Source organism: Brevibacillus sp. NRRL NRS-603 (assembly GCF_003013445.1).
In the GTDB taxonomy this organism is placed as follows: domain Bacteria; phylum Bacillota; class Bacilli; order Brevibacillales; family Brevibacillaceae; genus Brevibacillus; species Brevibacillus formosus.
Window position 1 is genome coordinate 1 of the sequence record NZ_PXZN01000033.1, and the last position, 10,645, is coordinate 10,645.

Here is a 10,645-nt window from a genome sequence, read left to right on the forward strand (position 1 = left end):
TTAGGAAAAATTCTACTCGTTTCGAGTTTAGAAGCCTTGTCACCTTTCTATAGGTGGCAAGGCTTCTTATGTTTCCGCGGCAGCGGAGGGAAGAAAGATGGGTAGCGATCAACAAGTAGCGCGTTATCAGGAGTTCGGGGGGCTGGGGGTGTCCCCCAGTATAGGGGAGTGCTTGCACGACCCGGTGCCATTTCGCCAGAAGTCGGAGGAGCTGAGCGGATCGTCGCGGCTGCCGTTGTCCGACAAGAGCGAAAAGACCGTCCGCGCCCTCGCGGAGGGGGTTGAGGTTTTGGGGCGCAGCCCCCTTGGTAAAGATTACGAATTCGCCGTCACCCCCGAGAAGAATTACGATAAGTTTGTGCTGCAATCGGTGGCTAAGAAAGCTCTACCTGGAGAGCGCGTAGCGATCTGTTTCCGGAATCGTCGTTGCAAAAATTCGGAAGTGGAGGTCTGGAAACATCGTAGCAGCGAAAAGGCGTTCTACGGGAATCTTGCGGTTTGCGGAAGTGTATGGCAATGCCCTGTTTGTGCAGCAAAGATTTCGGAGCTGAGAAAGAAAGAGCTGCGCTGTGCTGTTGATGGACACTTGAAAAGGGGCAAGCTGGCGATGCTGACGTTGACCTTCTCGCATCAAAAGAAAGACAGATTGAAAGAGACGCTGGCGAAGTTTAGCGAGGCCGTTGATCGGTTCCGATCCGGTAAGCGTTATGCTCGAATCATGAAGAAAATGGGCTTGATCGGTACAATCAGGTCTTTTGAGATTACATACGGGACGAATGGGTGGCATCCGCACATTCACATTTTGATGTTTTTCACGCATGAAATTGATATGGAAGAAGTAGAGGACGAGTTGATGGAGCTATGGCTGCTGGCATTGTCGTCTACTGGTTTGAGTGCGAATCGAAAGTATGGCTTGACGTTGCAAGACGCTGAAAAGGCTTCGGACTACGTTTCGAAGTGGGGCGTTGAACATGAGATGACCAAGAGCCATTCAAAAAAAGGGAAACAAGGCGGCATGACGCCTTTTGACTTCTTGCGTGAGTTTCTGTCTACGGGTAATAAAGCGATGCTAGGACTGTTCCAGGAGTATGCTGAAGCGGTCAAAAGAAAGCGGCAGTTGAGCTGGAGTAAGGGATTGAAGAAGATGTTTCTTCTGGAAGAAAAAACAGATGAGCAGCTGGCGAATGAAAAAACGGAGGAAGCGGAGCTGATCGGTACCATCGAGGATGAGGTATGGAAGTGGATTGTACGTACCGAGAAGCGTAGAGAGTTCTTAGGTTTAGTAGAGAAACACGGTGATGTGGAATTGGCTTTTGATATTTTACTAGAAGACTATCCAGATGGAGACGATGGCTGACGTTCTAGGAAGCTCTGTGTGCTTTTTTGATGTGGGGTGGCTCCTTTAGGTAGGGGTGAGTGTAGAAAATGCGAAATAGACCCATTCTAGGCGGTCTGATGACGTGTGTCACTTTGTGGACGAACCATAGAATGGGCTATTACGAGAGCATCTACCTTACAGCCAGTTTCACAGGCGGCTGTGTTCCTCGCCGTAAGGTAAATCTCTGGCATCAAGACTTGTTGTTTTCGTCTTTGAGCAGTCTGATTAGTGCAATCAGAAATGACCCGAATGTAAACAGCAAGCCGAGTATCGCGACAACTAAACCTACTACTGCAATCAGTTCCATTTGCTCCACTCCTTTCCTTCGGAATTTTCATTCTCTGGAATTATAAGGAGGAGCGTTTGAGATATAACGTTTGGGGTGTCGAACCATTCGTGACCTCAGAAATGGAGTAGCTGCGTGGGGGATTTGCACCGGAAAATCCTTGCGGAAAGTCGTATTTTCCGTGTGTTTTCCGGTAGAGGTAAGCGGAAATTGCTATGTCTATTTCTGCTGTTTTGTGTGGGGACACTTGTATTTACGCATAAAAAGCCCCCAAGGGGACTTTTCTGGTAAGAACGTCTCCATGGGGTTAATTTTCATTACCAACCCGTTTCTGGCCAACCATATTGTATAACAGTTTTTTTCGCTGGGGAGTGGTCTATCGAAACAGGTAATACGAATAAAGCAGAAAGAACACATATAGATAAAAGCCATTTTTTCACGAGAGGCACCTCCTGTCAGATTATGATATTAGTCCCATTATATACATTTACCAATTTTTGGAGTACATCAGGAGACAGGTTTTTTTTATGGTTTAAATGAAATTCGAGAAGGATGGTAAGGCTTCGGTTTATTTCTTCTAGTGAGCCAAGATTTTTGTAGTAGCTGATGCTTCGTATGAGACTGTCTATACCTAAATCAAAGACTTCTTGTTGAAGATAATAAATTCCCTTTATCCGAAAATATAAGCCCAGTTGATCGTATTTATTTGGAGTATTCGGATTTGTTGGCAGGAATGTTTCTTCGTCTGTAAAAATTTTACGGGCCTCTTCTTCATTTTTCATTTGCAGATAGATTTCCAGTAGATCGTTCACAATGGGTAAGTTGTCGTTGTGTTCTTGCTGTGCCAGACATTCGCGTAATGCTGGTATTGCTTTATCGAAGCGTCCGGTCTTTGCGTATAGTCTTGCGCGTATATGTTGTACGTTCTTTCGTACATGCGGATAATCGAATTTCTCATATTCTTCAAGATAAAAATTTCCTAGTATGTAGTCTTCTAGTTCCATATAAGAAATGACTATCGCTAAAACGGCTACTGCTTTTTGTTCGCTTTGGCTACGATCTTCTTTGATCCCCTGTTTATTTAACTGAATGCACTCTGCATAAAACGAACTATGTAACGCATGTAATCCCAACTTGTAATAAACTTCGATTCGTTCATTAATGTGTAAATAAGTCATGTAATGCAACAATTCCTTGCCTTCTATGTATGTTTGGTCTAGCTGACTCAAATTATCTCGTCGGATCATGTATTTCTGGAACAATGATCTGGCGAGATATACAGGTATGCCATGCTCTCGCGAGTATTGGGAAATTACTTCGTAGATTACTAGACGTAGTTCCACTTTTTCGGTGCTACCTGCAAGCTGGTAAAGATAGTCTAGTGAAAGAAATGTGTTCGCTTTAGGACATTCTAGTAGTCTTAACGCGACTTTTTGTGTGAGAACGTTATTTTCCTTTTTTAACACGGTTTCCAGCAGGAATTCTAATGCTTCAATCTGTTTGATCTGACCTAAATACGGCATGATTGCCTGATACAATGGCATTTCTAGCGTTTCGGCTAATTTAACTACGTTCTGCATACTTGGTAAAACTAGCGAATCCGTTTCGATCTTGCTAATAGTGGCCGTCGAAATATCGGTCATTCGTGATAACTCGGCTAACGTTAAATCAGCTCGTTCTCTATATTTTTTTAACTCACTTCCAAATGATTTTGTTTCTACCACTAAACCACACACTCCCTTTATTTCCCTTTTATGGATATGATAGCACGCTGATTTAGTGGTACACTCGATTATTTCTCTCTTTTTCTTGATTGATGATATTTTCACAAAAAAGGAAATAAGTTAATTTTTGGAAACATTGTTATAATTAGGTTTAGTCAGCGTTGTTGTGCTTACTCATGCTTTGGAATTTTGAAAGAAATGGAGGTTTGTTCTAACTTCCCTTGCGAGGACTGGGAATTTCGTAAAACTATGAAAAAGATAGGAGGATTCTTTTAATGCTAAAGAAAGCAATCATGGGATTGAGTCTCTGCTCATTAATCGGAATGTCTGGAGCGACAGTTGTTTTTGCAGACACACTACAGGACACAGATACAAATCGTCAGTCTGTTTTATACTCTGGTCAGTACCCATACCATACGGAGACTTATATTCGATATTCAGAAGATTACGAAGACACTGGTTCAAAATTGAGATTCGATAACCGAAAGATTTACATGCACATGGAAGATGGCGAGGATCTCCCTTTTGGAGAATTTAAGACCTTCAACACGACAGTATACTATGGCGACGGTAAGGAACGTGGAGAAGTATCCAATCGCGATTGGGATCGCGATGATGATGACATCATGATTCCTGGCGGGGTTACGTATAAAGCTCTTAGAAATGATTCAACTAAGTATTTGAACCTGTCATATGATAATAAAAAGGTTGAACATACAGCCACATTCTTGCTGAAAAATTGCTACCCAAATTCATTGACTCTAAAGGCCAAAGAGAGGCTGGATTAATACAAAGGAGGCTTAGACTATGAAGAAGTTAGTTGGCTTGGGGTTAATGACCATTGCAATTTTGTCTAGTGCAATAGTAGGTTTCGCCAATGAAGACAATTCCTTTTACAAATTTGGTCAAAGCATCTCGGACTATGATAAAAAAGTGCAAAAGTCACCCGGTTTAGCAAATGATGAAGTCATTGATGCGAAAGAGGTTCATGCTTTACAGATGTTTTATGAGCACATCGAGAACAAAGATAGTCAAGATGCCAGAAAAGAAGCCATTAAGCAGGTTGTAGAGGATACGATTTTATTACAGGAAGCAGAGAAACGAAATTTGACTGTCTCAGAGGATGAAGCTAGGAAATTTGCTAAAAAGCAACGAGAGGAATTAGGCAAAAGCTCAAATGCCGAAGAAATCCAAAAGGCAATTGATGGTCTGATTCAAGGTCTGGGAATCTCTGAAGAGGAATATTGGACTGACTATGTTGTTAAAGGATACATGAAGCAAAACACGATCAGTAATCTCCGTAGTGAGGTTTTAGAAGGCATTGAGGATCAGGCTAAGAGAAACGAAGCTTGGGAAGAATTTGTAAAAACATTAACAGAGGAATCTTCAATCGATCTAAAATCGATTGAATAAATGAAAGTGGAAACCCGTCTAGTTTTCCTTATTTGTTTCACGGGTTTCATCCGAGCGTACTTTTCCAGACGTTATATCGTCGTAAGGGGTATAGTTAGGCGGATTTGGAAGTCTTTTCTCTTTGATTGATCGGAAAACAATTCGGGCAATCAGGGCAACAAAAGTAAATATAATCAGAACTACAATGACTTGTGTCATGGTACAGTCCACCACCTATGAGTTTTTGTCTTCGCGCCACGCGCAAAGTTTCTCGCAGCCGTTTGCTTATGCAATCGGCTTTTTGTATACAGTAACGAAAAACAGCTTACTGTAGATTACCTCGCCAGACGGTTATAAATGCCCCAAATTTCGTTTTTGCTTCCTACCCTTGGTAAAGGTCGTGGCCGACCTCAAACACGCTTAAAACGTGCTTCTGTTGCTTGGTGTTGTAGCTTTTTTTACTGAAGGTGGACTCGTTATGCGCTATATGTGACCAACTGTGACCAAATTTGTGGTCTTCTTAATGCTGTTTTCTGGCAGGCTTTGCCTGCCATGTGTGGTCGTGCGCGTGGACGCACCTTATCCTGCTTTCCCCCCATAACGCCGTTACATCCCCCCAATTTCCGGGGTTAAGCACATCGGAAAACGTTGTGCTTATTTGTGCTGTTCTTGTTCTTTTGATTGCTCGGGATTGTCTTTATAGAGAAGGTCGTAAATGTCTTCTTTCTCGTCCAACCAAAAGTGATAGGACTGTCCTACGCAAATCGCATCTTTCATTTGCTTTCTCCCCTTTTTGTTCAGTTAGCCATTCAGTTAGCGGTTCACTTAGCCATTCAGTTAGCGATTCGGGGTTACTTCACTTAGCTATTCAGTTAGCGGTTCACCTTGATTTTTTCGTTGTTTGGAAAACGTTGATTTATCAATGCTTTTGCGACCCGACATCCAGGAATGAGGGGGGATGCGGTGATTTACTTCCCGAAGAGCTTTTTCCACCAGGGCAAGTTTTCTCTTTCGCGGATCGCGGCGATCTCTTTCCGTACACTCAGGATGCTTGTCATGGCTTCATCGAGTTTTTGGCTGCGCTGTAGCTGCTGCTCTTGTTCGTTTTGGATACTGGCAATTTGTTTTCTCAGCTCGGCGATCTCTTGTTTCTGATCGGCCATGGTCTGCATGGACGTAGCGAGGTGCGCTATCAGCATGTTGAGCTGCTCAGATGGGATGAAAACTGATTGCTGCTGCGCTGCTGCTGTGGTTACTGCGGTTTCGTCGCGGAACTCGATTGTTCTAGGAAAGGCGCGGCTTAGAGCTTCTTCGATCTCCGTTGCGGTTTCGTTGCGTTTGAAAGAATCCGCAATGAACCGCAACACTTCCGCAGCCTCTGGAAGATACCGTTTTTTCCGACCTTCCCCAACAGATGGAACGAACATTTCGAAGCGATCACGATAGAATCGAACCGTTGATTCGGGAATGTCGAGCTGCTTCGCAATCTCTGCGATCGTTAACAATTTGTTTGGCATGATTCCACCTGCGCTCTGTAAAAGTCGTGCTGGTTTACTTTGACGGGGGAGAGGGCATTCCCTTTTCTGCTTCTCCAGCAAGCTTGGTCTGAAAGCGGATCTGCTCGTGAGGATCTCCGGTACACAGTTTGAGCCAGTCGATGCCCGTTTCTTTGTGCATTTTTTGAAGAACGTCATGAAACATCATCGTTTTGGCAATCTCCTGGTTGGTCTTCTTCTGATTGGAACGAGCGGTAAAAGGCAACACGTTACCCATGTAAAACCCTCCAATTAGAGGGTGAACCCACTACTGTGGGTGTCACCCTGTCTGTTCAGTGTGTTGTTGTTCCCAGCCGTCAAGGGGGTAGTATTTTGGCTGTGCCAAAATCTCCACCCTGATCCTTGACTGTCATGCTTTGGGCGATATGACGCCGTTATGAAGTCAAGGCAGGATAAGGGGCGCATACGCGCCCGTGTACACATCGTAGGCAAAGCCTACGAGTAAAAGAGTTTGGTAAGAATACATTGTGTCATACAATGACCATTTTTACATGCAAACTTGTATACGAAAGTAGAGAAAAGGCTAGTGATAGCAACGCCCGAAAAGTCCCCTTGGGGGCTTTTTGTGCGTAAGTGCAGGATATTAAGTAGGCTCCTGCCTACTTGAAAGTCGCTCTGCGACTTGGTTCATAGAGGATACTATCACTAAAGAAAAAGGATACAAGAATGGGATTTATCAGTAGTTGTCAGGCTTCAAAAGGGGTACAAGGGCATCTTTAGATTGATTGGTAATTTCTTCTTGACCCTCATACTAGAACCATGGTACCATGGTACTACAAAGGACGAGAGGAGGAGCAAGGATCGAGGAAGATAAGGGTTATAAGCCAGTAAAAACTTATATCACAGATGAACAGCATGAGTCTCTTCGAAAGTTGGCGTTTGAAACCAAGCAGAGTATCGCTGAGCATGTGAGAATCGCGTTGGATTTGTATTTAAAACAACAAAAAAAATAAGAGCGTTCCCCCACGCCTGGACAGCTACGGGAACGCTCAATCAGGAGGTAACGTTATGCTATCCCCAAATAATAGTGTAGCAGAAATAGACGGAGTTGCTATGCATGGAAAAATGGAAAGTGATCAAAATATCGCGTCTTTTCTTCAAGAAAATGGCGTTTCAGTTCGCTTCTTTAAGGGAAGCCATATTTTGGATGGTTTTTCTATCATTCACCACGATATCCAGTATGTAGCCGTTAATACAGCCTTTCCTTTAGCTACTCAATGGCAGGTGGCTCGTAGAGAATTTTCGCATCTTGTGCTTGGTCACTTGTCGGATGGAAAATGCAGTCTATTTCTCTCTAAAGGTCAGAAGAGTCAGGCTGAAGAAATGGCTGAAGCCCTTGCTCGATTGCTTGGTGGAGATAGGGGGGGGCGCAATGAATCTTAAAGGACTTCTAGCGCAAATATCGGATGGGCAAGCCATGCCCAGCCTTAACGATTTCTTTTACGACAGAGTGGAAGATTACCGCCCTACCTCCCAAAAGCAAGAAGACATCATGGATCGCATTGAATTGCTACGAGCGAAAATTCCGGATGAGCTGATGGATATTTTTTTGGAGATTGACGAGGCTTACGTGGATTTGATGGTCGCAACGAATATGGAGCTTTATAAAAAGGGGTTTAGTGAGTGTTTGCAACTGGTTCTATCAGCTACTGCTGAAACCTCACTATTCGAAAGAAAAGGGGAAGAACATTGATGATTAAGAAAACGTTGGCTGGCTTGCTGCTATCGGTATCACTGGTGATGCCGATGCAGGCTCTGGCTGTGGAACCGAAACCGATCAGTATTAAAGTGGATGGAGCTGCTGTTGATCTTCCGGACGCAAAACCGTTCATCGACCCAGCGACGAGTAGAACGATGGTGCCGATCCGGTTCATCAGTGAGAAATTAGGCGCCAAAGTGGAATGGGACGAATCGATTCAGACAGTGAAAATTGACCGGAACGGCAAGCAAATCACTCTCAAGATTGGCGAGAAGGTGTACAAGTGGGGAGACAGGCGCTTTGGCATAGATGCACCGGCTGTCATCAAAGATGATCGCACTTTTGTACCCCTTCGGGCTGTAAGCCAGGCGTTTGAGGTTTATGTTAAATGGGACAGCGCACAACGCCTGGTCATCGTGGATCAGAATCCGGTTATTAAAAATGTCACGGGCAAGGACTTTCCCGTAAACGAAAAAGACGCGACCTTTCAAGCTTTTCACCAAAGCTTGGCGATCAAAGATGGCGTGTTGACAGGGAAGGTTCCGAAAAAGAACCTGTACATTAATTTCTCCGTTTATTTTAAAGACGGTCACAGTTCGATTACGGATGTATTCGGTCCCGGTGAAAGCTTTTCGCTTAAAGTTGCGGATATCAAACTCATGGGAATCACCGTTATCGATCAAGCAAAAAAAGTAGAGCTGGCTTCCTACACATATCGTACTCTACCCGACCTTTTAGCCGAGCGGAGAGTGGGAGGTAAATGACCTTGAAGAAAAAGCAACCCGTTTGGCTGACGTCATTTGCTGCTGTTATCCTCATGACTTTAATCCTTTCTTTCGTTCTGGCCAGCGTAGTGGAAAAGGATGAGACGAAAGAAACAGAGCTTACAACTGCTGCAGAAGGTCCGTATTATGATCCAACAGCACAGCCTCCATCGTCTGTTCAAAATGGCGGGAAAACGGATAATGGTGTTACTCATGGAGGTCTGGCGTGGGGGGTACTACGGGTTGGGTATGTAGGTCAAAACAAAATCATTAAAGAGTCGTCTGAGGTTTCTATTCCTCGTCTTGGCAACGACACATATGGATTGGTCGAAACCAATGTTACCGTTAAGCGTTTAGACGAACGTGGTAACGTTATGCAGACATTAACAGGGAAGGCTCTCGTTTTTGCAAACGCTAGAGATACTGCTGACGTTGGCTACGTCATGGTTAGCGAGTCAGAGTCAAGAAAATGGGTGAACGTGCTAAATGGTAACCCAAGTTTCGTTTTCTCACCTGACAGGAGCAATATTTACTCGTATACCATCAAAGAGCGCAATAGCGGCGAGGAAATCATTGCTTATAATCTGGCTGATCTTGCTAACGCAAGCGGAGGAGCTGGCGATCCGCCAGCCGGAGACGGACTCACGCGGATTCGGAATGACTTGTATCTCAAACGAGACGGTTTTATTGCAACGCCTCGACCAACTGGTGGAGTTGGGGTTGCACCGGCTGCTGGAACAACTGTTAGATCGTTTGCAGCATCACCAGCCCCAGCAAACAATGTATCAATGCTGGCAGCCGCCTCTAATCCACTTCCTTCAGCTCAAAAACCGAAGTACATCGATGAGTCTGGAAAAATCTTTGGTGAAGTAGATGAGCTGCTTCTTGTGTTTGGTGGATTTGGCGACACAGATAAAGCGCAACCGATGGTGTTCCGTCCAGCGGATCGCAAGATTTTCGGAGTGAAGAAACTAGATAAAGAGAACGTGACGATCACCGTAGGCGAGCAGATCGGGGAGATCATCCGAACAGATCAGGAGCGTATCTACTTCAATCTCACGATTTATCCATCACTCCTGGGCAAAGAATTAAGCATCAAAAACCCGAATGCCCCACAATAAGAAAAGGAGCCGTATGGCTCCTTTTTTATCTCTACATGCCAGAAGTAGCAAGGGTTCATGGCATTTAATCCGATTAAATTTAATTAAATTTAATGGTGCCGATAACCACGGAAAGAAGGAGGAAGCGTTAATGAAATGGATAGATCGAAAGCTGAAGGAGGCAATGGCTAATGTTGAGGCATCCATGGCGGTCGAAGGGCTGTATGTAACGGAAGAAGATCGGGCCTTGATCGTAGCCAGCCTAAAAGGGGAGATCACGCATGAAGAATTTTTGCGTCTGGCGAAGGAACGTGCAAGGCAAGTAACTGTAGAGCTGCCTAACAAATTACCTGTAAACGTACCTGTAAAACCACCTGAGTGATACCGCCTGAAAAGCCTATGATACCAATGGATACACGATTTACTTGGATACGTAAAAAAGCTTTTTTTCAATCCTATGATTATTTCATGAGCGCGACCAGGAACGCGCTTATTTTGCTAGGGAAGGTAGGAAACATTTGCTAGACTTTTAGATAAGAAAGACGCTATGATAATGGCAAATACTAGATCGGGAAATAAAGAAAAGCCACGGTATCGCGAGTGCTGGTAACACTCTTGATACTGCCCACCGACCTAACTCGGTGAACAAGGTTTCCCCCGTGACAATTCAAACGTTTGTATGGTGTTTCTAGCCCCTATTATAACCACGATTTGGGCTGTACATCAACAGCGAAAGATAGTCATGT

At 44.3% G+C, this 10,645-nt stretch carries 15 protein-coding genes; 8 read left to right on the top strand and 7 right to left on the bottom strand.

Going from position 1 to position 10,645, the window contains the following annotated elements:
- Positions 1–97: 97 nt before the first annotated feature.
- Entirely contained in the window at positions 98–1,357 is a 1,260-nt protein-coding gene (locus C7R94_RS23235; RefSeq protein ID WP_106785089.1) for a protein rep, read from the top strand.
- 211 nt (positions 1,358–1,568) lie between these two features.
- Here the strand turns inward: C7R94_RS23235 and C7R94_RS31115 are convergent, their stop codons facing one another.
- The 3 genes from C7R94_RS31115 to C7R94_RS23240 all read right to left on the bottom strand — a co-directional run bounded on the left by C7R94_RS31115 (position 1,569) and on the right by C7R94_RS23240 (position 3,388).
- Positions 1,569–1,685 carry a putative holin-like toxin gene (locus tag C7R94_RS31115; protein WP_412679232.1) on the bottom strand — a complete coding sequence of 39 codons (117 nt, stop codon included), beginning with the start codon at positions 1,683–1,685 and terminating at the stop codon, positions 1,569–1,571.
- A 296-nt stretch (positions 1,686–1,981) separates the two neighbouring features.
- The gene (locus C7R94_RS30875; protein WP_255577188.1) at positions 1,982–2,104 is read right to left on the bottom strand and encodes a hypothetical protein; all 123 of its coding nucleotides are present in this window, start codon (positions 2,102–2,104) and stop codon (positions 1,982–1,984) included.
- A 15-nt stretch (positions 2,105–2,119) separates the two neighbouring features.
- Positions 2,120–3,388 (bottom strand): helix-turn-helix domain-containing protein, encoded by a 1,269-nt coding sequence (locus C7R94_RS23240; RefSeq protein WP_106785091.1) that lies wholly within the window; start codon positions 3,386–3,388, stop codon positions 2,120–2,122.
- Positions 3,389–3,663: 275 nt separating this feature from the next.
- Between C7R94_RS23240 and C7R94_RS23245 the strand changes: the two genes are divergently transcribed.
- The gene (locus C7R94_RS23245) at positions 3,664–4,176 is read left to right on the top strand and encodes a hypothetical protein (protein WP_106785093.1); all 513 of its coding nucleotides are present in this window, start codon (positions 3,664–3,666) and stop codon (positions 4,174–4,176) included.
- A 19-nt stretch (positions 4,177–4,195) separates the two neighbouring features.
- Positions 4,196–4,801, top strand: coding sequence for a SurA N-terminal domain-containing protein (locus tag C7R94_RS23250; protein ID WP_106785095.1), 606 nt, complete (start codon positions 4,196–4,198; stop codon positions 4,799–4,801).
- An 18-nt stretch (positions 4,802–4,819) separates the two neighbouring features.
- On the opposite strand, the gene C7R94_RS23255 is transcribed toward C7R94_RS23250, so the two are convergent.
- The 4 genes from C7R94_RS23255 to C7R94_RS30100 form a co-directional block, all read right to left on the bottom strand.
- Positions 4,820–4,999, bottom strand: a complete 180-nt coding sequence (locus C7R94_RS23255; protein ID WP_106785097.1) for a hypothetical protein — start codon at positions 4,997–4,999, stop codon at positions 4,820–4,822.
- A gap of 435 nt (positions 5,000–5,434) precedes the next feature.
- Positions 5,435–5,557: a hypothetical protein gene (locus tag C7R94_RS30880; protein WP_255577189.1), complete on the bottom strand. Its 123-nt coding sequence runs from the start codon at positions 5,555–5,557 to the stop codon at positions 5,435–5,437.
- A 191-nt stretch (positions 5,558–5,748) separates the two neighbouring features.
- A complete protein-coding gene (locus C7R94_RS23260; RefSeq protein WP_158264705.1) occupies positions 5,749–6,297 on the bottom strand; it encodes a MerR family transcriptional regulator in 549 nt (182 codons plus the stop codon).
- Between the two features lie 34 nt (positions 6,298–6,331).
- Positions 6,332–6,553 (bottom strand): hypothetical protein, encoded by a 222-nt coding sequence (locus C7R94_RS30100; RefSeq protein ID WP_158264706.1) that lies wholly within the window; start codon positions 6,551–6,553, stop codon positions 6,332–6,334.
- A 791-nt stretch (positions 6,554–7,344) separates the two neighbouring features.
- Here C7R94_RS30100 and C7R94_RS23270 point away from each other — a divergent pair.
- The 5 genes from C7R94_RS23270 to C7R94_RS23290 all read left to right on the top strand — a co-directional run bounded on the left by C7R94_RS23270 (position 7,345) and on the right by C7R94_RS23290 (position 10,281).
- On the top strand, positions 7,345–7,719 hold the full coding sequence (locus C7R94_RS23270) for a hypothetical protein (RefSeq protein WP_106785105.1): 375 nt from the start codon (positions 7,345–7,347) through the stop codon (positions 7,717–7,719).
- Positions 7,709–8,029 carry a hypothetical protein gene (locus C7R94_RS23275; protein ID WP_106785107.1) on the top strand — a complete coding sequence of 107 codons (321 nt, stop codon included), beginning with the start codon at positions 7,709–7,711 and terminating at the stop codon, positions 8,027–8,029. The genes C7R94_RS23270 and C7R94_RS23275 overlap by 11 nt, the downstream gene beginning before the upstream one ends.
- Positions 8,029–8,799, top strand: coding sequence for a copper amine oxidase N-terminal domain-containing protein (locus tag C7R94_RS23280; RefSeq protein WP_106785110.1), 771 nt, complete (start codon positions 8,029–8,031; stop codon positions 8,797–8,799). Before C7R94_RS23275 ends, C7R94_RS23280 begins: the two co-directional genes overlap by 1 nt.
- 2 nt (positions 8,800–8,801) lie before the next feature.
- On the top strand, positions 8,802–9,920 hold the full coding sequence (locus tag C7R94_RS23285) for a hypothetical protein (RefSeq protein WP_146142819.1): 1,119 nt from the start codon (positions 8,802–8,804) through the stop codon (positions 9,918–9,920).
- 130 nt (positions 9,921–10,050) lie between these two features.
- Positions 10,051–10,281 carry an antitoxin VbhA family protein gene (locus tag C7R94_RS23290; RefSeq protein ID WP_106785115.1) on the top strand — a complete coding sequence of 77 codons (231 nt, stop codon included), beginning with the start codon at positions 10,051–10,053 and terminating at the stop codon, positions 10,279–10,281.
- The last annotated feature ends 364 nt before the right edge of the window (positions 10,282–10,645 follow it).

Excerpts from the sequence above, each read along its gene's own strand:
- C7R94_RS23235 (WP_106785089.1), top strand. The coding sequence starts at position 98 with ATGGGTAGCGATCAACAAGTAGCGCGTTATCAGGAGTTCGGGGGGCTG.
- C7R94_RS31115 (WP_412679232.1), bottom strand. The coding sequence starts at position 1,685 with ATGGAACTGATTGCAGTAGTAGGTTTAGTTGTCGCGATACTCGGCTTG.
- C7R94_RS23245 (WP_106785093.1), top strand. The coding sequence starts at position 3,664 with ATGCTAAAGAAAGCAATCATGGGATTGAGTCTCTGCTCATTAATCGGA.
- C7R94_RS23250 (WP_106785095.1), top strand. The coding sequence starts at position 4,196 with ATGAAGAAGTTAGTTGGCTTGGGGTTAATGACCATTGCAATTTTGTCT.
- C7R94_RS23255 (WP_106785097.1), bottom strand. The coding sequence starts at position 4,999 with ATGACACAAGTCATTGTAGTTCTGATTATATTTACTTTTGTTGCCCTG.
- C7R94_RS30880 (WP_255577189.1), bottom strand. The coding sequence starts at position 5,557 with ATGAAAGATGCGATTTGCGTAGGACAGTCCTATCACTTTTGGTTGGAC.
- C7R94_RS23260 (WP_158264705.1), bottom strand. The coding sequence starts at position 6,297 with ATGCCAAACAAATTGTTAACGATCGCAGAGATTGCGAAGCAGCTCGAC.
- C7R94_RS30100 (WP_158264706.1), bottom strand. The coding sequence starts at position 6,553 with ATGGGTAACGTGTTGCCTTTTACCGCTCGTTCCAATCAGAAGAAGACC.
- C7R94_RS23270 (WP_106785105.1), top strand. The coding sequence starts at position 7,345 with ATGCTATCCCCAAATAATAGTGTAGCAGAAATAGACGGAGTTGCTATG.
- C7R94_RS23275 (WP_106785107.1), top strand. The coding sequence starts at position 7,709 with ATGAATCTTAAAGGACTTCTAGCGCAAATATCGGATGGGCAAGCCATG.
- C7R94_RS23280 (WP_106785110.1), top strand. The coding sequence starts at position 8,029 with ATGATTAAGAAAACGTTGGCTGGCTTGCTGCTATCGGTATCACTGGTG.
- C7R94_RS23290 (WP_106785115.1), top strand. The coding sequence starts at position 10,051 with ATGAAATGGATAGATCGAAAGCTGAAGGAGGCAATGGCTAATGTTGAG.